We start from the raw sequence: 21,583 nt of genomic DNA on the forward strand, positions 1-21,583 counted from the left end.
GAACGAAACATCATGCCGCGCGCAGCATGCGGTAAGTCGCACGCAAATTGAACGGCATCCAAGCGTCGTAGCGCGGCATGGACGCAAATTGCGGAAGAACGACTTCCGCCACCGTTGCATCTTCCGAAAGCCCACGGCGAACGGCCGAACGCACAGCAAGGTGGGTTTCCAACAGCAGGTCCCGGAAGACGGCCACCTCCCGTAGGGTCGAAGGCGGCCCGTGACCAGGGATCACAGTCTCGACGTCCATCTGGAGGACCCTGTCGAGGCGCTCCACCCAACCTTCAAGATCGCAGTCGCCAAACCAAGGGAAGCGCCCAACGAACAGGAGATCGCCCAAGAAAACGACCTTGGCTCGAGGTAGATGCACCACCAGGTCGCCATCGCAATGCGCTGCCCCCCAATACTCGCACCGCACTATGTCCTTGCCGGCTTGCAAAGCATATCGGTCGGCGAAGGACTCCGTGGGTGGGCAAATCGAAATATTGTCATAGCCGGGTCCGCTGACGCGGTTCATGAACCAAGCCGAGCCTACGTCGTCCGTCGCGAGCAGATCCTCGATGTTGAAACCAAAGAAGAGCTTCAGCTTGGTAATGGAGTCACTGACTTCCCAACCCGAGTCACTCGGGACGCCCAATGTATCATGAAGAGTCTGGACGGTGCGTTCGTGAGCGATAGTGGCGACGTCGGAGAACGCGACGTTCCCCGCGACATGATCGAGATGGAAATGGGTGTTGATCAGGCGCCTTACCGGCTTCTGCAACTCGTGCTCCACGAATTGCCGAAATGACTTCCCTTGCGCCGCTGTTTGCTGCGCATCGATCACGATCAGCCCCGTCGGCGTATCGATGACCCCGGCATTGGAGTCGCCGCCCCGGCCGATCCAGGCAAAAACGCCATCGGCGACGGGGACAAGGGACGCAGTTGGTTGCGAAACCATTGGCGAATGGATCATGGTGTCAATGCGCTATCAGGAGTCAGACGGCCGCATGCCGCATTGCCGCGCGCCGGACGCGGCAGGTATCGACCTGCGGAGGGGGCGACGAGGCGTCCGTCGCGGACAGCGATCGTACCACCCTTGATGGTCATGACAGGCCATCCTCTGAGCGTCTTGCCTTGAAACGGTGAGAAGTCGGACATGCCGTTAAGATCGGTCGCGTTGACCACTCGCTCGAGATCCGGGTCGACAAGGACAAGATCCGCATCGCTTCCAATCGCGATCGTCCCCTTTTGGGGATAGATTCCATAAACAGTCGCGGGCGCACGGGTTGCACAGTCGACGAGAACCTCCAGAGGAATACCGCGAAGACGACCGTAATGGAGAAGTACAGGCAGATGTGTGCCCAGGGCCGGAAGCCCGGGCTTGGACCCGTGCAAGCCCGCTTCGGGGCGCTTGGTTGACAGCGACCGTGACGTATTATCCGTGCCAACGGTGTCGATCGTCGCGTCTGCGACGCCGAACCACAGCGCATCGCCATGAGCTTTCGCGCGGATCGGCGGCACCATTTTAATTAGAAAGCCATTCGAGTCGTCGCTCGTCAGACCAAGGTATGGCGTTGTCGTTTCGACGGTCAGTCGAGTTCCGGCCTGACGCGCCGCTTTGACTGCGGCCATTCCATCGAGGCTTGACAGATGCACGACATAGAGATGCGCGCCGGCAAGCCTCGCCAGAAAGGCCGCGGTCTGGATCGCTAGCGCTTCCGCTTCAGGCGGATGCGCCTCTGCCCAATCGGCGAGGGTGCCACCGCTACGGCGCTGCTTGAGCGACGCCCGCGCTTGATCGACAAGCGCACCGTTCTCACAATGAACACACGTGACCGCATCCGGGCCGAGTGCCGCAACGGTGCGAAACCCTTCCAGAAGCAAGTCGTCCGTGATCGAATCGACGACGCCGGGAAGACCTGACATGTAGAATTTGAAAGAGCGAATTCCATAGTTCTCCGCATAAAGCGGAATCTCGGCAATTTGCTCTCGCGTGAAGATCTGGGGATGAAAGATCGAGTCGACATAGCTTCGCTCGTCCATCGCAGAACGGAAGCCCGGCAGGTCGTCCAGATAGGACTTCGATGCGGAACGAAGGAAGATACCGATCGTCGTCACGCCCCCAATCAAGGCGGCGCGTGTTTCCGTTTCCGCTTCCTCTTCGAACGAGCGTTCGATGCCGATGTGAACGTGTGGATCGAAGACGCCCGGCAAGACAAGCTTGCCAGCCGCATCGACTGTCTCCTCCGCCGCACCGAGATCGTCCCCGATGGCGCGAACGCGTCCATTCGAGATTCCGACATCCGCCTTAACGACGCCCGTGCCAGGGATGACGAGCGTCCCTCCAGCGACGAGGAGATCGAACTTCTTTTGCGTGCCCACGTTTGAGGACCACCTATATCCGGAATGCGTTTGTGAAGGCCTCATCGATAGGCCCGGTGCTTTGAACGCCCATGTACTTCGAGACGAGTTCCGACGTCGTTTTCATTTTGTCTCGGGTAATGATGCCGAAACCGAGCTTCGTGCTGTCCGCGCTGACGCACAACTTCGAGAGCAAATCGATTTCCTCGAGAGCGACGGCCGGGTCAAGCTGAGGCTGATACTTCATCATCACCTCGACCGCGCGTTTCGGATCGGCCCAAGTCTGCTCAAAACCCTTTCGCGTCGCCTCGAGGAAACCACGGACAACATCGGGGTTGCTCTCGATATAGGCTTCCATCGCAATGATGCCGTTACCGTAAAAGTCCGCACCATTCTCGGAATACAGATAGCTGCCGATCTTGTCGCCGCCGCGTGCCGACTTCTGCAATATGGGCTTCGTAAATATGTACGTCAGGATGGAGTCGGCTTGATGCGTCAGGAGAAGAGAGTTGAGCGAGTTGGGATCGGCAGCCAGCCATGAGATCGTATCCGGGATGTTCTGAGCCGCCGCGAATGCCGGGAACATCACCTTCGGCGAGTTGCCAGGCGAGTACGCGACCTTTTTGCCGGCGAGGTCGGCAGGTGCCTTGATGCCTCTATCCTCGATGAAGAAGGCCGTATGCGGCGCCTTCTGGTAGACACAGGAAACAGCTTTCATTTTCAGCCCGTCGCGGTTCCGGACGGCCAGCATCGATCCGATGTCTTGAAACACGAATTGCGCGCGGTCCGCGGCGAGATATCGGAAGCCCGGTATGGCACCGGTGCCTTGTTCGATATTCACGTCGAGACCGGCCGACGCGTAAAAGCCGAGCTCGCGCGCCAGATAATATGGGACGTGCCGACCGTAGGCGATCCAGTCGAGCTGGAAGTTGATCTTCTTCAATGGCGACGCGCGCAGCGGCAGCGGCGAGGCAACGAGCGCAAGTCCGGCGCCTGCAGTACAACGGAAGAGAGAGCGCCGCGAGAGCGCCGTCGCTGAAGAAGTCATATCACTGGTCAAAACGCTGCCCTTTCTATGACAAACTCTGATTTCGCGCTCAGTGGCCGCTGCCGGTTCCATCGTCCGAAACGCGCCAATGGAGGACGAGAGCCTCGAGCCCCTCGATTGCGTAGTAAAAGACGAGACCCATGAGGGTCAGCATCAGGACGCAGGCAAATACAAGTTTCGTGTCGAGGTCGCCGTTCGCGACGAGTACGAGGTAGCCGAGGCCTTTGTCTGCGCTGACGAATTCACCAACGATGGCGCCTACCACGGCCAGCGTGCTCGCGACCTTTAGCCCACCGAAAATGGCGGGGAGCGCGTTCGGAAAGCGGATATAGCGATAGATCTGGAAGATATTGGCGCCCATGGAGCGAGCAAGATAGATCGTCTCGATCTGAGCAGATTTCAGGCCAATCACCGTATCGACGACAATCGGAAAGAAGGCGATTGCAAATGCGATGAGCGCTTTGGACGTCAATCCCGTTCCGATCCATACGATGATGATCGGCGCCAATGCAGGCTTCGGGATAGTCTGTAGTCCAACCAGGATGGGATAGACCGTGAGACGCGCGACGCGTGAGAAAACAATCAGCGCCCCAAGCGGTAGTCCCACAACGACGGCCAGACCGAAGCCAAGAAGAATCTCGAGCAGCGTGACAACACTCATGTACATGATGAGCGAGAAGTTCTTGATCATCGATAGAAGGATTTGCGACGGCGCGGGGAGCAGAAGTGGACTGATCGCCCCGTATCGGACGAAGGCTTCCCAAAGCAGCGTCAAAGCGACGACCGCAGCGATCGAATAAAGGTAGCCTGGGATCTCGAGACGGCGCTCGTCGGCGTCGGTCGGCGTGAGGGAAAGCTTCATTGATCGTCTTCTGCAAGAAGGCCGAAGGACTGGAACTTTTCGCGAATTTTCGCCGAATAGGCCCCGAACTCCGCGCTCTCGCGGACGGCGAGTTTGCGCGGTCGCGGAAGATCGATCTGGATCTCCGCGGCAATGCGGCCGGGTCGCGGGCTCATGATGATCACACGATCGGACAGGAAGACCGACTCCCATATGCTGTGCGTGATGAAAAGCATGGTCGTCTTGTTTTGAATCCATAATTTTTGCAGATCGAGATTCATCTGCTCGCGTGTCATCGCATCCAGTGCGCCAAACGGCTCATCCATCAGAATCAAGGACGGATTGTGGATGAGGGCGCGACATAGCGAAACCCGCTGGCGCATTCCGCCGGACAGTTCGCGCGGATATGCGTTCTCGAAGCCGGCCAGTCCAACGCTTGCAAGCATTGCCACAGCGCGTTCGCGATAATCACCGCGTTTGAGCCTGCGCACATCGATCTGCAGCAGGATGTTTTCGAGAACCGTCCGCCAGTCGAGAAGAGCGTCGCGCTGAAAGACGATGCCAATGTCGACGTGAGGTGCCGTGATACGCGACTGCTTGATGTGGATCTCGCCCGAGCTCGAGTGAATCAGGCCGGAGGCCATCATCATCAAAGTGCTTTTGCCACAACCGGATGGTCCGACGATCGATACGAATTCGCCGGGCGCGACGTCCAAGGACAGGTTGTCCACCGCGGACGTTCGCTTGCCGCGAATATTATAGGTCTTACCGACATCGCGCATCGTGAGAAGCGGAACGGTCGCGGGTAAGACGCCTGGTTGAGCCGGAGCGAGCATGTGCGTGTCCAGAGCGATACAAATAGCCTTGTATCTATCGCGAAGGTCACATGGGTGCGGCGGGCTGTCAATCCGCTATCTTGAGTGCGGAGAGCCCCACCATAAGCACCATGGTGGAAATGCGAGGTTGCGCAGAGGCCAGCAGGCCAGTACAAACATACGCACAAGTTCTAGGATGCGTCTCTTGACGACCAAATGCAGTCCATGGGTGTCGACGGCGCGCGATATTGATCTCGCTTTGACCCGCCACGTCGGCGGTCCGCTTTTCATCCAGTTGCGAGACCATATTCGGACGCTCGTTAACCGGGGGACGTTCGCACCGGGAGATAGGCTGCCGCCTGTGCGCGCGCTTGCCGGGCATCTGAAGGTCAATCAGATCACCGTTGCACGCGCCTACGCAGAATTGGCAGTGCTTGGCATTGCGAAGGGGCGCCGCGGCGGCGGGACCTTCATTTGCAAGCCTGGCTTGCAGGATGGGCCGATACGGTCTCCGAGCGTTGCAGGGGCCTATCGGCCGCTGCTCGCCGATCGTCTCTACGAGCTCAGTCGGGCTCCCGGCGTGATCTCGTTCACGTCAAACTATCCTCTTGTCGGCGCGGACGTGATCGAAGAGTTCCGGTCCTGCCTGCGTCTCGCCGTGAATCGCGACCTCGAGGGCTGCTTCCAGTACGAGCCTCCGATCGGACGGGCGTCAACCCGTCGAGAGATCTCGCGCTTTCTCGAGCGGCGCGACATGCGGGTCGATTCCGAAAACATCGTCGTCACGTCGGGTGCGCAGCAGGCTATTGATCTCGCAGTCCGCGCTCTCATCCGGCCCGGCGACGTCGCGGTGGTCGAGCGACCAGGCTATTATGGCGTGTTCAATGCGCTACGCGAAGCGTCGGCGCAGATCCTCGAAGTGCCTCTTGAGGGCGGCGGCATGGATCTCGGCGCGCTCGAGGATCTCTTGAACCGTCACACCGTGCGGCTGATCTATGTCAATCCGACGATTCAGAACCCGACCGGTCAGACGATGAGCGAGAGCAAGCGCCGCGCGTTGCTGGCGCTTGCTCGACGATATGACGTCGCTATCATCGAGGATGATCACGCGTCGGAATGGTGCCCCCCCGATCGGCGTGTGCCGTCTATCGCCGCGCTAGCCGGCCCGGACGACCTCGTGTTTTTTGCCTACAGTTTCGGCAAGATCATCTTGCCGGGTCAGCGGCTGGGCTTCCTTGCGGTGCCGCCACGTCTACGTCATGCGGTCCTTAATTGTAGGGCGGCGAACGATCTGCACGGAGCCGCCGTGTTGCAGGAGGCCCTCGCCTATTTCCTCGAGAAAGGTCACTACGAGGCTTTGATCGACCATGCGCGAGCAAGCTATGCCGAGCGCATGGACGTCTTGCATGCCAAGCTCATCGAGACCCTTCCGCCGGGCGTGGCAGTCGAGAAGCCGCTTGGCGGCCTGAGCCTTTGGATTACGTTGCCCGATCACGCCGATAGTTCGGAGCTTTACTATCGTGCCGTCCAACGCGGTGTCGCTTTCGTGCCTGGCGAAATCTTCTTCGTATCGAAGCCGGATCGGCAGGCCATCCGCGTCAGCTTCGGGCTCGTACCTGAGGCGCAGTTCTTCGAGGGCGTCGATCGTCTGTGTGCCGTGGTTCGCGACTTACTGTCCCCACGGCGCGAACGAAGCCTCATTTATACCTGAGTCAATCGAGAGGTCCTTCATGACAGTCAAGACGATCATACAGCCGAAAGGGATGGCGGAGGCCGTTGGGCCATTCTCCAGGGCGATCCTCATCGGCGATCAACTCCACATTGCAGGCACTACGGCGCTGAGCCATATCAGCGGCGACTATTACGAGCGCGCGATTCCGGACACGATCGAAGAACAAACCCGCTTGACCTTGGACAACATCCGCTCCTGCGTGGAGGCGGCGGGCGGCACGATGGCTGATATCTTCAAGGTCGTCATCATGTTGAAAAATCCATCCGAATATAAGCGGATGAATAAGGTACGTGCGGAATACTTTGCGGTCGAGCCGCCTATCAGCACGTGTTTCCGCGCGGAAGTCATGCGTGACGATCTTCTTGTCGAGATCGAAGCGACTGCTTGGATCAAAAGTCACGCCCTGAGCAAAAGCTAGAGCTTGCAATGGATGGCGCCGCAGTGACTGCGTTGATGCGGGCAGTGCGGTTTGCCCAAAAGGCTGGCGTCCCGGGGCAATGCGCCCGAGAGCCCGGCGGATGTCTCGCCGTGATCATCAAGACGGCACGCGACCATCGCCGACCGATTTAGGGACCTCGACTGATGCTTGAGACAGACCGGCTCGATAAGACGCGCATCGCCCACGTGTCCGGCCCGACGGCAACCATTCAAAACACGCCACCACTCGTCACGTCCAACAAGGCACGAGAAGTTCGTGGGCTGCCGCTTCGTCTCAACGCCGACGGCTCAACGGCGACTTTCGATGCGCTTCGGCCTCAGCGGCTTGCCGCGCCCGCACGGGTTTATGTCGAGCAATTTTCAGCCCATCCGCTAGAGTCCGATGCGGCCGATTTATACGGTGCGCCCGATGGCTATATCGGATCCGACGGCGTCTTTCGGGCTGACAGGCAAAGCGACGCGGACAAGGCTGTGTATGAAGTACAGCTTCGCCCGGAGGATGGACTTTATCCATTACCCTATATGGCTGTGCAGGCGGACGGACGACCTTGGGAGGAAGAGTGCGCTACGCCCGGGGCGCCCAGCGCCAACGCACGTCAGGGGTTCTTTCCCGATGGGTCCCGATCTTTCGAAGAAATCGATCGCCTTTCGATCGGGCCTGATGGTCTTGGCAACCTGATCTCGTCCTTGGCGACGGTGGACTTCTTCCGCGCGGGCGCGCCTGGCGGCTACACCAAGGGCATGCCTGCCGCGCGTCGCACCGACGAAGGCGTTGGCGGCATTTCCCCCGAGATCAGAGGACGAGACTTCTTTCCTTACAAGCCGATTCATCTCGCATCGCAGGGACCGCGGCCGTTACTGGCAACGATCACCAATGCGCTGCATGACGTGGCATCGAGCGGACACTACGACGGCATCATTTGGACCCAGGGTTCACCCATGGTCGAAGAGACCGCCTATTGGTTCAACCTCCTCATTGACACCACGCTGCCGATTTGCGGAAACGCAGCCCAGCGCCCACAGGGTCAGATCAGCAATGACGGGCCTAAGAACATCGTCGACTCGGTGCAATACATCGCGTCACGGATCTGGGCGGACGACGCGGGGCGCAACAAGTGCGCGACCGTTGTGATTCAGGAACAGCAGATCTTTGCGGCGCGCGAGGTCGCCAAGGTCGACGCCCGCCCTGGTGGCTATGCAGCCTTGGGGGGGCATGGGGGCATTCTGGGACAAGTGACGCACCTCGGCGCGCTCATCCTCACATACCTGCCAGCGTACAAGCATACCTATCTCTCCGACGTTAACATCAATCGGTTACCGACGACGACTCAAGCTGTCGTTCGACGTCCGGATGGCACGTTGGACTTGACCGAAGTCACCATCAAGGATGCGGAAGGGAAACTTGCAGCAGACGCGATCCCGGTGGTGTCCATCGCCAAGGACGGCGCTTATTCGACACTCGAGTTTGGTGACGATCCCTCGTTGGAAGCGGATCTCAAGGCCTCCATCGAACACAAGCTGGGGATGGGCCGACTGACCGGCTTCGTCGTCGAAGGCCTTTCGCCCTACGGCCACGGCGCCTCAAGCGCGCGGCACACATTGATGCTTCAGGCGACATTGTCCGGGATCCCGGTTTGCAAGGTCGGTCGCGGGGCTCCGGAAGGCTTTGCCGATCCTCATCCCCTGCAAATTGCGGCATCCAATCTCACGGCTACGAAGGCACGCCTTCTGCTCATGGCCTGCCTCATGAAGTTCGGAAGCTTCCCGCCAGCCGTGGACCCGCTTTGCCCGACTGAGCAAGAAATGACCGCCATTCGCGCGAAAGTGGCGCAATATCAGGCGGTTTTTCACACGCACTGAAACCGTGCCGCGGCCGGTCACGCCGCTGAGTGACATTCGGTGAAGGTGCGGATCCTGGAGCGGGCTGCGGACGTCGTGACAGTCTGAGACCTCGCGCAAAGGCTTATTGCCTGCGCAGCGGGTTGAACGATTCATCGACGCTGCGTGGAATGGCGATAAGCCTCTTTGGCCATCATGCCGACAGCGTTGGCACATGACTCCCGCGTAGATCCTCTTGGACGCGATGAATATCGTGCCTTGAATTAGAAACGAGGGAGGGCCGGAGACAAGCGCAGAGCACTATGCAAGATCGGCTCGGATGCTCCCGTCGGATTTGTTCGGAGATGACCACCCCAATCTATACCCGGCCCAGTCGTAACTGTTGCAAAAAGATCCGCAACGGAGAGCCAGACGAGACGATCGTAACTTTGTCTGACGATCTGGCATACAGCGTGCTTATTGAGATCTGGATCAGCCGCCACCGCGGACGTGAACCGACGCAACGCTACGCAAGTCGACTATGGAGAACTTCTTTGGATCTCACGAGCTTTAAGAAAACGGCTGCGACAATCGCGCTGTTTATGGCGACTGTTGTTCCGGTGGCGGCCCAACAATCATCGGGCCAAGGGAGCGATAGCGGAACAAACGCCTCGCCGCTGACGAAGCCGGCCGCTCCCCCTGCTTCGCCTTATCCTGCAAGTGGAACACCCCAGGGCTACCTGTTCAACTTGCGCCCAGTGGGCGAGGATCTCGGCAAGAAACTTGCCGACCAGGGCATCTATTTGACGGGCCGTACGCTTCAAGAGTCAATTTCGCAAACGTCAGGCGGCCGTAAGCAAGGGACCTTCTACGAGGGCTTCAACTTGTTCGGCGTCGACCTGGACATGAACAGAATTGCCGGGATTCATGGCGGGTCGTTCCACTTTCTGATCAACGATCTCGCGGGCCTGAACGCGGCAAACTATTCCGGCTCGACTTATGAGTACAACCGCGCCTTCGGCGGTATCGCGGCCGTTCGCCTCAATGAGTTCTCCTACGAACAAAGCCTGCTCGATAACCGGCTGGATCTTCGTGTGGGTCGCATCCCGGTCGGCTCGGAGTTCGACTTCTCGTCGCTCTACTGTGAGTTCATCTATTCGACCTGTGCGCTTCCGGCCGGCTTTGCATTCACAAAGGGATCGCCCTCCTATCTTACGGCATCGACAACGGGGATCGCGAAGGTCGACCTGACCCACCACGTCTACTTCAACGTCGGCGTATTCGAGGATCAGCCTTCTCTTGCCGCCCTGGGTCACCTCAACTTTCCCGGCGAAGACTGGGACCCGGACAAGTTCAGAGGCGTGACGATCCCGATCCAGCTTGGCTATCGCACGACCTTCAAAGACGAAGCCTATCCACGCGCCTTCAGTGTCGGTGGCGATATCGATACCGGCGACTACAACGATCCATTGGCGAACGCCAAAGGTCAGAACCGGGTGACATCGGGTGGTGTTGCTCGCCTTGACCACGGCAAAAGCGGCGTCTGGGTTCAGGCTGAGCAAACTATATACCGGCCGGATCTTTCAAACGACCGGGCGTTGACGGTGTTCACCGGGGCCAACTTCCAGACAAGTGGGGAGGCCAACATTGACAACGCGTACTTTGCCGGCTTTTCATTCCGTGGGCCATTTGCCTTCCGTCCGAACGATGGCTTTAACGTGCTTGGGAATGTCATCCATCTCAACAATGCCTATACGGCCTTCGTGAACTCGACGCTGAGCTTGCATGGCATGACGCAGACGGCGAGCAGTACGGAAGCCATGATCGAGGTCAACTATGGGATCGCGATCGCACCCGGCGTGACCCTCAAGCCATCCTTCAATTACATTCTCCATCCCGATCAGGTCGGATTCACGCCGACCTCGGCCAATAAACACGCGGTGTTCCTAGGCGTGGCGCTTTCGGCATTTCTGCCGGAGACACTGGGGCTTCCCCGCTTGGCAGCTCAGTAGAGCTTGGGCGGTCTGCGTGGGGGATCTCAAGGTTCGCTATTTCGTGTAGCGAGTGTGACGCCATCAACGCAGGCCGCCGGTCACGCCCGATAGTTGGCTCGCAGGGGTCACAAGGCGGGAGCTGCGGCTCGATGACAGCCTCGCAGCAATTGAGCTTGCAGGCTCTGACGCGAGGGCGTCATCGCGCCGCGCAACGGGCTCTGGAGACATGAGGGCGCTTGCACGCCCTGTCTCTTCCTCACAGTTGCGTGTCCGGGTCGGTGATGCCGAGATCGAAGCAGCGGCGACCTAGAAGCATACCAATGCCACATCCTCGGCATGGACTCCATGGATCTCGAGTCCATCCGAGGCGCGGCTTACGCCTTGCTTGCAAGGCGCGATCGACCCGATACCCGGCATGGTGATAGCGGCAATATTGCTTGAAACACGTGCGCGACACTGTCAGACAATCATACGCAATGTGATGCCGAGGCGCTGTATCGTTGAACACGCCGGTCAGCAAGGAGCCTTCATAATGCGAAATGTTCTGAATCGGAGCCGCTCCGCTGGCGCTTGGCTCGGTCTCACGGTGGCCGTCTTTGCCGCCGCGCTGCAATCGTCGCAGAGGCCCGTCCGGGCGGCGACCCTCGAGCCTTGGCGACATGCCGTCGTTGAAGAGAAGGGCGACGCCGGGATTGTCCTCATGGCAGGGCAGCCGAATATCGCCGACAAGCATGGCTTGAAAATCGATTATGTGCAGCTCAAAGGTGATGCACTCGCCCTCAAGGCGCTACTGGCCGGCGAAGTCGATAGTTTCGAAGGCAGTCCCGGCGGCGCGATCATCGCAGCGTCCCGGGGCGCGGATCTTAAAGTTCTGGGCTGCTACTGGCCCGGCCTCTCCTATGGTGTGTTCGCGCCACAGGCGATCACGTCCATCGAGCAATTGCAGGGCAAGGTCGTCGCGATCTCGAGCCCGGGATCGCTGCCTGATCTTGTGGTCAAGGCGCTTCTCGATGAACATGGCATTCCGGTCGGCGGGGTCCATTTTGCCGCAATGGGCGGGGATGCCGATCGCTTCCGGTCGCTATCCGCCGGCGTGGTAGCGGCTGCCGCGCTGTCGATGGAGTTCGTCCCAACGGCCGCACAGCACGGCCTCAAGCTGCTCGTCGACGCCCATACCGAATTGCCAAAATACCTGAGAGTGTGCACCTTTGTCACGGGTGACGGGCTCAGGCGCCGCCGCAACGCGACGGTTGGATTCATCGCGGCGCAAATGGACGGCGTGCACTTCGCGCAACTCCATCGTCTAGAAACCATAGACTTGACACGGAGCGCGCTCAAGATCGGGCCTGACGATCCTCGGCCTGCCTATGTCTACGACGATGCGATGAGGGACGGCATGGTCGATTCCACGATGCCGCTGCCACTCGACCGTCTGAAATGGATGGAGGAGCTGCTCCAGAGGACGGGCAACATCGGCACACCGTTTGATGTCGGAACGATGGTCGATCCGACGGTTCGAGTCCAAGCCGCCGCCCAAACAATCGTCAAATAAAACGAGAAGGATAGGTCGATGGCCGGTATCTCGCTCGTCGGGATCGGAAAGACGTTCGCGCAACGCTCCAAGGGGCGCGACACCGTCATCAAGGTTTTGGACGATCTCACCTTCGACGTCGCCGACGGCGAAATCGTTGCGCTCTGTGGTCCTAGCGGATGCGGCAAGACAACTGCGCTGCGGATCGCAATGGGTCTGGAGGCCCCAACCAAGGGGCACATCACAGTCGATCAACGGCGCGTCAAGGGTTGCGGCCATGATCGCGGCATCATCTTTCAGCATGCGGAGCTTCTGCCGTGGCTGACAGCAAAGGCGAACGTGATGTTCGGCCTCGAGATGAAAGGAATCCGCGGCTCCGCGGCATCGGATGTCGCGATGTCGTACCTCGATCTCGTTGGCCTAAGCGCATCAGCCGAGCGCCGCCCGCACCAGCTTTCCGGTGGCATGAGGCAGCGTGTCGGCATCGCCCGCGCGCTCGCCATCGATCCCGGCGTACTGCTGATGGACGAGCCGTTTGGCGCTCTTGACGCACAGTCGCGCGAAGGGTTGCAGACGGAATTGCTGGCGATCCACGCAAAGACCAGAAAGACGATCGTCATCGTCACCCACGATCTCGATGAGGCGGTTATCCTCGCAGATCGGATCCTCGTCCTCGGCGAGGGCCGTCTCCAAGAAGTGATCGATGTGCGGCTGCCGCGTCAGAACCGCGATTCCGGCACCTTGCGAGCGGCGCCCGAATTCACGGATGCGCGTTTCCGGCTGTGGCAGGCGCTGCATCGCAACACGTCACCGATTATGGTTTCGGGAAACTCCACAGATGGCATTGTCTAACATGACGTCCGACGTCGAGGCTATTGAAGAGACCTCGTCCTCAGTCGGCAAACGGGTGCCGAACTGGGTGATCACGACCGCGTCGGTCAGCATCGCCGTCGCGCTCTGGGAGATCTTTGGACGCGACGTTAATCCAATATTCGGGTCTTACCCGAGCGCGATCTTCGTCGCCTTCGTAAAGCTCCTCAAGTCAGGACAATTCCTGCCAGCGGCGCGCGACAGCGCCGAGACGCTCTGTCTGGGCTATATCCTTTCGGTGATTGTCGGAATTCCACTCGGCCTTTTGATCGGCCGTTTCCGCGTGCTGGAGGCAGCCTTCGGGATCTACGTTGTGGCTGGCTACGCCATGCCCCTGGTTGCGCTCGTGCCACTTCTGGTTCTTTGGCTTGGGTTGGGGCTCAGCGTGAAGGTCGCCGTCATCTTCCTGATGGCGGTCTTTCCTGTCTGCATCAACACCTGGGTCGGCGTCCGTGCGGTCCCGCGTAGCCTGGTGGACGTCGGACGGTCATTCGTCGCCAGCGACGCCGTCATCCTTCGACGTATCATCTTCCCGGCGGCGCTTCCCTACATTGTCGCCGGCGTGCGACTCGCCATCGGCAAGGCGGTGGTCGCGATGATTATCGCGGAATTTTTTACCGCGATCTCCGGCCTCGGCGGCATCATCATCAATTCCGCTAACAATTTCGACACGGCGACGATGTTCGTACCCGTGGTATTCCTGATGGCCTTTGCATGCGGCTTGGACGCCCTTATTGGCCTGATCGAGCGGCGTTGCATGCCTTGGCAGGCAGAAATCGGCGGTCGCGAAGGCGCTTGAATCATCAACTCCCTAAAGGCTCTTCTAACTCTCCGAGCCCGGATAAAGACGGGAAGACCACATCGACCGCCTGAGCTTCTTTTTGAAACAATCGCACGCCGTATCAGGCTCGCAGCTATGGCGAGGGCGGCGTCTGCGCCGTCGGTATGGCCGGCGTGTCACGCTCCGTCGGCCGCAGCCGTAAGACGCCGGCGCCTCGCAAGATGATCCAGGTGGCATCCTGCCGCCTGCCTATGGACCTTTTCAGGAGTGCACATTGAGCCGCGTACCAAGACTTCTTGTCATTGGCGCTGGACCTGTCGGCGTCGTCGCGGCTCTGGCTGCCGCGCAAGCCGGCTTTGACGTCCAGGTCGTCGAGGCCGATGCCACGATCGCGACCAATCCTCGCGCCGCCACCACTCATCCATCGACACTGGAAATGATCAACAGGGTCGGGCTCCTCGATCGCTTCGTTGCCGAAGGCCTGGTGGCGCGCGAGTTTCAATTCTGGGATCGCGAAACGCGCAAGCGCATCGCGACTTTCGATCATCAGATTTTGCGTAACGATACGCCATTTCCGTTCGTGGTTCAGACGGAGCAGCACAAGCTGGTCCGCATGGCGCTCGATGCGCTGGAGCGTCTCGGCGCGTCGGTCCGCTTCAACACCAAGGTCGTCGCGTGCACGCAAGGGAGCGACTCCGTCAGTGTCCAGGTAGAATCCGAAACGGGTGTCGAGACGCTCTCCGCTGACTGGCTCATCGCCGCGGATGGCGGCCGAAGCACGATCCGCAAGCAAATCGGCGTCGAATTCGAGGGGTTCACGTGGCCCGAGCGGTTCTTGGTGCTGACCGTGCTCGACGACATCCAGGCGCTGATGGGGTGTTGCTTCCGCAATTACCTGGCTGGAACCGACGAGTGGGCCAACCTCTTCAAAGTGTCGGGTGACGACGGCCTTGGCCGCTGGCGCGCCGTCTTTCCAACGCGTCCGGATGAGACTGATGAAGAGGCGCTGTCCGATGACTCCGCTTCAAAGCGGCTGAATGGCATTCATCCCCTCGAGCGCCCCTATCAACTGGTTCATCGTAATCTTTACCGCGTGCATCAGCGGGTAGCCGCGACTTTTCGCGTCGGCCGCGTCTTGCTCGCCGGCGATGCCGCGCACGTAAATAATCCGATTGGCGGCCTTGGCCTGAATTTCGGGATCCATGATGCCATCGATGCCGTGGACTCACTTTCGCTCGTCGCTCTGGAGGGGCGCGGCGACGGAGCACTGGATGCCTATGCGCTGCGTCGCCGGACGCTCAACCTAAAGTTCGTTCAGGAACAGACGGTCGCCAACAAGAAGAGGCTGGAGGAGAAGGACCCGACGACTCGCCAGTCCAACTTGGACAACTTGAGCGCCATGTCGCTCGATCCCGAGCGTGCGCGCGCTTTCTTGCTCCGATCGTCGCTCATCCAAAGCGTGCGAGAGGCCGCTGCCGTCGCCTAGTCTAGAACGGCTGCCGGGCATCGAGCTGGCTGCGGAACGAGCGGAGCCTCGCGCTACCCGCAGCCGCGTATGCGATCCAAGCGATCGTTGCGCCGCCTTCTTTGCCGCCGCGGGATGTGGCTACGTTTGCTGGAAAGGATTCCCGGCAGTGGTGCTTGGCACGGTCAGTCCGTCCGGAACCCGCTGAATTGCGATGCAACGATTTCGTCCAAAGACAACGGCCGATCTGTTAAGCCGTTTGCCATGGCGAACCTGTTCAGTCCATCAATAGCGTCCTGTCCGATTGTTGCCTCATAGAACGGGCTGTCCCGGGCTATGAGCGACGAGATGAGTTCGGCTTGAGCGCCGGGAAATAGCTCGCAGCCTACCCTTGCGGCGAGCGACGGGTCTGCCTTAAGGGCGGCCTGCGTCGCGCGTATCGCCCGCACGGCGGCAGCGGCAACCTCGGGCTTCTCCTTGATCAGCGCGTCTGTCGTCGTCAGTGCGGCAAAGTTATAAAGCCGTGCGCCGGATGGTCCGTCGCCACGGCGCAGGTCGAGATGCAGCTTGGCGACCCCTGCCTGCTCGGCCAACGCCAGGCGCATCCCGTTGCCCCAGAACGCGTCGGCGTGGTTCTCCTGGATGGCCCTCACGCCGTCGAGGCTGTGCCATTCCGATTGCGATGGCAGGCTCTCGACGATGCGGACGGCATTATTCGCGATGTCCAAGCCTGCTTCCTTCAGCATGTGCTGCAGCGCCGTACGCGGAAACTTGAACGACGACGAAATACGCAGGCCCTTGAGGGCGCCGATGTCGCCGCGCGGAATCTCGATGTCCTTGCGGATACCCATGAACCAGTAAGAGTATTGCGCGAGCGCACACAGCAACTTTGCGCCCTTCCAGCCCGGGAACGCCCGTGTCGCCGCGAAGGCCGGGCCGCCAAAGAAATCAATGGTACCGTCGCGCAGCCGTTCAGGACCATTCTTGGCGCCGTACTCGGAGATGAACTCTACGTCGACACCCTGCTCCTTGAAGAAGCCGAGTTTCACCGCGGCTGTCGCGACGAAGTAGGAGGGCGAGTCGACGTCCGCTACCATCAACCGATACATGCTTTTCCAGTCCTTTGGTATGTGCGCTTCTAAGCTCGCACGGCTGTTTGCCGGATTTCAAAAAACGTCGCCATCGCTGTGCCGCACTATGACACTGCCGAAGCGTTACATAATCGGTACCTCAGCGAGATCGATGCACGATCGCTCCTTTGCGTGACTACAACTCTCTTGCGCCGGGAACCATCGCCGCCCTCACGTCTCAAGATAACGTGACGCCCATTGGGCGCATCATTATCGCCAGCGACGGCAAGGATCCTGATCCGCTCAGGCGGTCAGCGGCGATTGCGGAGGTAGGACTGAGCACACCGACGGTGCCATAGGTCGGCAACTCCCTACGCCCGCGGAACAAAAGTCCATGACGACGAGCGCGACGCAAAGTCCGAGCCTGACGCACAGCCACCTCGATGGTCAGGCATGCGCGGCATGCCGGCCAATCCCAGGCAAGCATAGCGAGGAAACGAGTCGGCAACTCTCAAGATACGAGTTCCGGGCCGGGATCCGATGTTACGGGCAACGTGACCATGGCGCAGTTGGCCGAGCCTGCGGTCGCGATGTCGTCCGCCGTCGCCGCGCTCGAAGCCGGCCTCGGCTACTTTTTTGCCGCGGCTTCGGTCACGAATGTCTCATCGATCGTCGGGCCGATCGATGCCACCGCGGCCGCCGGCATGCGCTTGTCCTTGGCGTGAATCTCGGCCTGATGCTTCAGGCTCGGGATATATTTGGCGATCTCCAGCGTCGGCTCGAAGACCGGGAAGGCCATTGCCTCGATCGTCTCCGGCGCCAGCTTGAAGCGCTTGGTGAAGATGTCGATGTTGTCTTTGGTCTTCCAGTTGTTCGGCTGCAGGTCGCGGGCGCCCCGCGCCATCGCGCGCATGGCGCGGACCGCGACGTCATGGCGCTTGGTTATGAAAGCCTTGCTGTAGATGATGACGGTGCCGAGATCGCCCGCCGCGACCTTGGAGTCTTCGACGTCGATCACCGCGAGGCCGCGCCGCGCCGCCTCGGTGGCAAAGGGCTCGCCCAGCACCGCGGCGTCGATCGCTTTGTTCTGGAAGGCGAGCAGGGTTTCCGGCAGGCCGATACCGATTTCGCGCACGTCGGCGATGGTCATGCCGTATTTTTCCATGATGAGCTCGAGCTTGTACTCGATGCTACCGCCCGGAGAGTTGGTCGAGATCGCCTTGCCCTTGAGGTCCCTGGCCGAGCGGATCCCGGCATCCCAAAGATCCTTGCGGATCATCAGCGGAGTAATGGTGGTGGGCGCGGGATGCACCGCCATCGACGCGGTGATCTTGAAGTCGAGGCCGCGAAATCCGGCGTTGAACAGGGACACGCCGGTCGCGGTCGCGCCGATATCGGTCTGGCCGTTTGCCGTCATGCTGATCGAATCGGTGCCGAGCGGAGTGAAGACGAGCTGCGGGTCGATGCCCTCGTCGCGGAAATAGCCCTTGTCGATCGCGACGACGACCGGGGCGAAAGCGATCCCTGAGAACAGCGAGATCGAGACCTGGTCGAGCGGCTTGCCCTCTGCCTCGGCGGCGGCAAATACCGTTGCGGCGAGGATCACCGCAACGGTCACGGTGCGGCATCCCGTCGAGGCCGACGCCAGCGTTCGAGCCAGAAGCACGCGAAGCGGTTGGGTCATCATTTCTCCTTGCGGCCGAACAAGCGTGTTCATGCCGATGCCATCTACGGACGGCATCTGAGACGGTGACGGACGCCATGCCCACCGAGCTTTGAGGCATATCAGATTTGCGGACCCGGTCTCGGCATCATGCTTGCCCGAACGGCCCCCGGCCGCGATGCTTAAAAGGCGATGCACGAATCCGGCGACGTCGGCTCGACCGACGGGCCGTTCCCTGTTCGGTTCGCTAACTCGCGACGGATCCAATTCCACGATTTCGCAAGGCGTTAAGGAAATCACTGGCATGTCCGATAGCAATCGCGTGCTGATCATCGGTGGCGGCCCGGTCGGCGCGCTCGCCGGCTACAGTCTCGCGCGGCGCGGTATTCCTGTGATCGTCTTCGATCGCCTTGCCGAGCCGGCGCGCGATCATCGCGCTGCGACACTGCAGCCCTCGACGCTCGATCTGTTCGCGCCGATCGGCCTTGTCGACAAGGTCATCGAACGGGGCCTCGTCTCGTCTCATTTTCAATGGCGCGACGGCGAGACCGACGCGATCGTGGCAGAATTCGATCACGGCTGCCTCGCCGACGTCTCCGCCCATCCCTTTGTAGTCCAGTTGGAACAGCACAAGACCATCCAGATCATTCTGGAGGCGGCGGAGAAGCTGCCGGATTTTACAGTCCTGCGGCCGGTCGACGTGATGGCGGTGCGCCAGAGCGCCGACCGGGTCGAGGCTGACATTCGCGACACCGATGGCCGCGTTACCACGCACACCGGCACCTATATGCTCGGCTGCGACGGCGGCCGCAGCATCGTCCGTCACGCGACAAGCGTCACTTTCGAAGGCTTCACCTGGGAGGAGCGTTTCAACGTGCTCACCACGAAGACCGATTTCGCGGCGATCAAGAATTTCCGCTACCGCAATTACTGCGCGCACCCGACGCGCTGGGCCGCGGTATTCAAGGTGCCGGGCGACGACGGGCTCGGCCTGTGGCGGGCGGTGTTTCCCGCAAGGGCCGAGGAAACCGACGCGCAGGTCATGTCAGATGGTTGGATCCACGACCGTTTCGATGAGTTCTTGCCGGGCCGGCCCGAGATTAAAGTCGAGCATCGCAACATGTACGCCGTGCATCAGCGCGTCGCCGGCAGCTTTCGCGAGGGCCGTTTCATCCTCGCCGGCGACGCCGCGCACATCAACAACCCGCTCGGTGGCATGGGCATGAACAGCGGGTTCCAGGATGCGCTGAACGCCGCCGACAAGCTCGAAATGATCTGGAACGGCGCAGCGCCCGAACCGCTGCTCGACCTCTACGACCGCCAGCGCCGCCTTACCGCGCTGGAATTCGTGCAGGCGCAATCCATCGCCAACAAGAAGACGCTGGAGGAAAACGATCGCGAGGCGCGCCAGGTCGGCCTCGACCGGATGCGCCGCACCGCCGAAGATCCCGTCGCCTGCCACGCTTTCCTCATGCGTAGCTCGCTGATCGCGATGGTGCAGCGCGCCGAGGAGATCGCCTGAACGCGCTTTTCCACCTATCGTTTGATCTCGGAGCGATCGCAATCACATTGGATATCAAATGGTCATGACCGAGGGTCGCGCCGGGATCGAGGCGGACCAAAAATACGAGCCCGACATCAAGATTCGCATCACCGGCTTGACCAAGAGCTTTCGCGTCGGAGCTCAGGATGTCGTGGCGCTGCAGGACCTCAGCCTCAACATCAAGGCCGGCGAGTTCATCGTCATCGTCGGACCGAGCGGCTGCGGCAAGACCACCTTGCTGCGCATCGTCGCCGGGCTCGACCGGCAGAGCCACGGCCATGTCGTGCGCCAGCATGCCGATCCCAAGAAGCCGCTGTCGACGATGATCTTTCAGGAACATGCGGTGTTTCCGTGGTTTTCGGTGGAAAAAAACATCGAGTACGGGCTGCGCATGCGCGGCGTGCCGAAAAGGGAGCGCCGCGCCACGGTCGAGCAGTTCCTGGGCAAGATGGGCTTGCGGGACTATGCCAAGGCCTATCCGCACCAGCTCTCCGGTGGCATGAAGCAGCGCGTCTCCATCGCCCGCGCTTTCGCCAACGACCCCGAGATTCTCTGCATGGACGAGCCCTTCGCCGCGCTCGACGAGCAGAACAAGGCGATCATGCTGGAAGAGCTGACGCGGATCTGGAGCGAGACGCTCAAGACCGCGCTGTTCATCACACACAGTCTCGACGAGGCGCTGATCCTCGCCGACCGCATCGTGGTGATGACCTCGCGCCCCGGCCGCATCGCCGCGATCTTCGACAATCCGCTGCCGCGCCCGCGCAAATCCTACGAGATCCGTCGCGACCCGGCCTACGGTAAGCTCTCCGCCGAGATCTGGGACATCCTGCGTGTCGAAGTGTTGAAATCCCGCGGGGAACTACCGGCATGACCTCGCGATCAACCCGCTTCCTCAACATCGTCTCACCGCTCGGCCTGCTCGTCATCTGGCAGCTCGCGGTGCAGGCCGGCCTCGTCGATCGCCGCATGTTCCCGCCACCGAGCGAGATCCTCACCACGCTCTTCCACATGGCGGAGACCGGCGAACTCTGGATCAACCTCGGCGCCAGCCTCTGGCGTGTCGGCGCGGGTCTGGCGATCGGCTCGACCGCTGGCGTTACCATCGGCATCATCATGGGCCTGTCGCCGCTGGTGCGGGCGCTGGTGCAGCCGATCATCTCCGCGACCTACCCGGTGCCGCGCACCGCGATCGTGCCACTGTTCCTCATCATCTTCGGCATCGGCGAACTGTCGAAGGTCATGGTGGTGGCGACCAGCGTGTTCTACGTCGTCATCATCAATACGGTGACCGGCGTGCTGTCGATCGACAAGGTCTACCTCGACGTCGGGCGCGACATGAAGGTTAGCCGCTTGCAGGCCTTCCGGACCATCGCGCTGCCCGGCGCGCTGCCCACCATCATCAGCGGCCTGAAGCTCGGCGCCGGCATCGCCTTCCTGGTGCTGGTCGTGGCGGAATACACCGGCTCGCAGACCGGCATCGGCTACATGATCTGGGAGGGCTGGCAGATCCTCGACCTCGACCAGATGTACGTCGGCCTGCTAGTGATCGCGGTGATCGGCTGGCTGGTCAACCTGATCATGGACGAGGTCGAATACTTTGCGGTGCCCTGGCACCGCCACCGCTAGCA

19 protein-coding genes are annotated in these 21,583 nt (G+C 60.6%); 12 read left to right on the plus strand and 7 right to left on the minus strand.

Going from position 1 to position 21,583, the window contains the following annotated elements:
- Window positions 1-10 precede the first annotated feature (10 nt).
- Window positions 11-955, minus strand: coding sequence for an MBL fold metallo-hydrolase (locus tag GSQ79_RS01900; RefSeq protein WP_158807040.1), 945 nt, complete (start codon window positions 953-955; stop codon window positions 11-13).
- Window positions 952-2,196, minus strand: coding sequence for a dihydroorotase family protein (locus GSQ79_RS01905; protein WP_158807041.1), 1,245 nt, complete (start codon window positions 2,194-2,196; stop codon window positions 952-954). Before GSQ79_RS01905 ends, GSQ79_RS01900 begins: the two co-directional genes overlap by 4 nt.
- On the opposite strand from GSQ79_RS01905, the gene GSQ79_RS01910 reads away from it, so the two are divergent.
- Window positions 2,167-2,370, plus strand: coding sequence for a hypothetical protein (locus GSQ79_RS01910; protein WP_158807042.1), 204 nt, complete (start codon window positions 2,167-2,169; stop codon window positions 2,368-2,370). The genes GSQ79_RS01905 and GSQ79_RS01910 overlap by 30 nt on opposite strands.
- Before the next feature lie 7 nt (window positions 2,371-2,377).
- Here the strand turns inward: GSQ79_RS01910 and GSQ79_RS01915 are convergent, their stop codons facing one another.
- From GSQ79_RS01915 to GSQ79_RS01925, 3 genes are all read right to left on the minus strand, one after another.
- Entirely contained in the window at window positions 2,378-3,403 is a 1,026-nt protein-coding gene (locus tag GSQ79_RS01915; RefSeq protein ID WP_158807043.1) for an ABC transporter substrate-binding protein, read from the minus strand.
- 37 nt (window positions 3,404-3,440) lie between these two features.
- Window positions 3,441-4,082, minus strand: coding sequence for an ABC transporter permease (locus GSQ79_RS01920; protein ID WP_158807044.1), 642 nt, complete (start codon window positions 4,080-4,082; stop codon window positions 3,441-3,443).
- 167 nt (window positions 4,083-4,249) lie between these two features.
- A complete protein-coding gene (locus GSQ79_RS01925; RefSeq protein WP_158807045.1) occupies window positions 4,250-5,068 on the minus strand; it encodes an ABC transporter ATP-binding protein in 819 nt (272 codons plus the stop codon).
- 175 nt (window positions 5,069-5,243) lie between these two features.
- Here GSQ79_RS01925 and GSQ79_RS01930 point away from each other — a divergent pair, with 175 nt between their 5' ends.
- From GSQ79_RS01930 to GSQ79_RS01965, 8 genes are all read left to right on the plus strand, one after another.
- Window positions 5,244-6,758: a PLP-dependent aminotransferase family protein gene (locus GSQ79_RS01930; RefSeq protein ID WP_246725039.1), complete on the plus strand. Its 1,515-nt coding sequence runs from the start codon at window positions 5,244-5,246 to the stop codon at window positions 6,756-6,758.
- Between the two features lie 19 nt (window positions 6,759-6,777).
- Window positions 6,778-7,197, plus strand: coding sequence for a RidA family protein (locus tag GSQ79_RS01935; RefSeq protein WP_158807047.1), 420 nt, complete (start codon window positions 6,778-6,780; stop codon window positions 7,195-7,197).
- Window positions 7,198-7,361: 164 nt separating this feature from the next.
- Window positions 7,362-9,077 carry an asparaginase domain-containing protein gene (locus tag GSQ79_RS01940; protein WP_158807048.1) on the plus strand — a complete coding sequence of 572 codons (1,716 nt, stop codon included), beginning with the start codon at window positions 7,362-7,364 and terminating at the stop codon, window positions 9,075-9,077.
- A gap of 407 nt (window positions 9,078-9,484) precedes the next feature.
- On the plus strand, window positions 9,485-11,047 hold the full coding sequence (locus GSQ79_RS01945) for a carbohydrate porin (protein WP_158807049.1): 1,563 nt from the start codon (window positions 9,485-9,487) through the stop codon (window positions 11,045-11,047).
- A gap of 568 nt (window positions 11,048-11,615) precedes the next feature.
- Window positions 11,616-12,581, plus strand: coding sequence for an ABC transporter substrate-binding protein (locus tag GSQ79_RS01950; protein WP_158807050.1), 966 nt, complete (start codon window positions 11,616-11,618; stop codon window positions 12,579-12,581).
- Window positions 12,582-12,599: 18 nt separating this feature from the next.
- The gene (locus GSQ79_RS01955; RefSeq protein ID WP_158807051.1) at window positions 12,600-13,412 is read left to right on the plus strand and encodes an ABC transporter ATP-binding protein; all 813 of its coding nucleotides are present in this window, start codon (window positions 12,600-12,602) and stop codon (window positions 13,410-13,412) included.
- Complete coding sequence (locus GSQ79_RS01960; RefSeq protein WP_158807052.1) at window positions 13,399-14,229, plus strand: ABC transporter permease; 831 nt, start codon at window positions 13,399-13,401, stop codon at window positions 14,227-14,229. Before GSQ79_RS01955 ends, GSQ79_RS01960 begins: the two co-directional genes overlap by 14 nt.
- Before the next feature lie 256 nt (window positions 14,230-14,485).
- On the plus strand, window positions 14,486-15,697 hold the full coding sequence (locus tag GSQ79_RS01965) for an NAD(P)/FAD-dependent oxidoreductase (RefSeq protein WP_158807053.1): 1,212 nt from the start codon (window positions 14,486-14,488) through the stop codon (window positions 15,695-15,697).
- A gap of 164 nt (window positions 15,698-15,861) precedes the next feature.
- On the opposite strand, the gene GSQ79_RS01970 is transcribed toward GSQ79_RS01965, so the two are convergent.
- Both GSQ79_RS01970 and GSQ79_RS01975 read right to left on the minus strand, forming a co-directional pair.
- The gene (locus tag GSQ79_RS01970) at window positions 15,862-16,725 is read right to left on the minus strand and encodes an ABC transporter substrate-binding protein (RefSeq protein ID WP_158807054.1); all 864 of its coding nucleotides are present in this window, start codon (window positions 16,723-16,725) and stop codon (window positions 15,862-15,864) included.
- Window positions 16,726-17,374: 649 nt separating this feature from the next.
- Window positions 17,375-18,430, minus strand: a complete 1,056-nt coding sequence (locus GSQ79_RS01975) for an ABC transporter substrate-binding protein (protein ID WP_158807055.1) — start codon at window positions 18,428-18,430, stop codon at window positions 17,375-17,377.
- Window positions 18,431-18,713: 283 nt separating this feature from the next.
- Here GSQ79_RS01975 and GSQ79_RS01980 point away from each other — a divergent pair, with 283 nt between their 5' ends.
- The 3 genes from GSQ79_RS01980 to GSQ79_RS01990 are packed head-to-tail and all read left to right on the plus strand — an operon-like array spanning window position 18,714 to window position 21,581.
- Window positions 18,714-19,931: an NAD(P)/FAD-dependent oxidoreductase gene (locus GSQ79_RS01980; RefSeq protein ID WP_158807056.1), complete on the plus strand. Its 1,218-nt coding sequence runs from the start codon at window positions 18,714-18,716 to the stop codon at window positions 19,929-19,931.
- Window positions 19,932-19,989: 58 nt separating this feature from the next.
- A complete protein-coding gene (locus GSQ79_RS01985; RefSeq protein WP_246725040.1) occupies window positions 19,990-20,826 on the plus strand; it encodes an ABC transporter ATP-binding protein in 837 nt (278 codons plus the stop codon).
- Window positions 20,823-21,581, plus strand: a complete 759-nt coding sequence (locus GSQ79_RS01990) for an ABC transporter permease (RefSeq protein WP_158807057.1) — start codon at window positions 20,823-20,825, stop codon at window positions 21,579-21,581. The genes GSQ79_RS01985 and GSQ79_RS01990 overlap by 4 nt, the downstream gene beginning before the upstream one ends.
- Window positions 21,582-21,583: the final 2 nt, after the last annotated feature.

This window comes from Beijerinckia sp. L45 (assembly GCF_009765775.1).
GTDB lineage: Bacteria > Pseudomonadota > Alphaproteobacteria > Rhizobiales > Beijerinckiaceae > RH-AL1.

Coding starts and splice junctions, on each gene's coding strand:
- GSQ79_RS01975 (WP_158807055.1), bottom strand. CDS start 18,430: ATGACCCAACCGCTTCGCGTGCTTCTGGCTCGAACGCTGGCGTCGGCC.
- GSQ79_RS01980 (WP_158807056.1), top strand. CDS start 18,714: ATGTCCGATAGCAATCGCGTGCTGATCATCGGTGGCGGCCCGGTCGGC.
- GSQ79_RS01960 (WP_158807052.1), top strand. CDS start 13,399: ATGGCATTGTCTAACATGACGTCCGACGTCGAGGCTATTGAAGAGACC.
- GSQ79_RS01930 (WP_246725039.1), top strand. CDS start 5,244: ATGCGTCTCTTGACGACCAAATGCAGTCCATGGGTGTCGACGGCGCGC.
- GSQ79_RS01925 (WP_158807045.1), bottom strand. CDS start 5,068: ATGCTCGCTCCGGCTCAACCAGGCGTCTTACCCGCGACCGTTCCGCTT.
- GSQ79_RS01935 (WP_158807047.1), top strand. CDS start 6,778: ATGACAGTCAAGACGATCATACAGCCGAAAGGGATGGCGGAGGCCGTT.
- GSQ79_RS01955 (WP_158807051.1), top strand. CDS start 12,600: ATGGCCGGTATCTCGCTCGTCGGGATCGGAAAGACGTTCGCGCAACGC.
- GSQ79_RS01940 (WP_158807048.1), top strand. CDS start 7,362: ATGCTTGAGACAGACCGGCTCGATAAGACGCGCATCGCCCACGTGTCC.
- GSQ79_RS01990 (WP_158807057.1), top strand. CDS start 20,823: ATGACCTCGCGATCAACCCGCTTCCTCAACATCGTCTCACCGCTCGGC.
- GSQ79_RS01985 (WP_246725040.1), top strand. CDS start 19,990: ATGGTCATGACCGAGGGTCGCGCCGGGATCGAGGCGGACCAAAAATAC.
- GSQ79_RS01920 (WP_158807044.1), bottom strand. CDS start 4,082: ATGATCAAGAACTTCTCGCTCATCATGTACATGAGTGTTGTCACGCTG.
- GSQ79_RS01900 (WP_158807040.1), bottom strand. CDS start 955: ATGATCCATTCGCCAATGGTTTCGCAACCAACTGCGTCCCTTGTCCCC.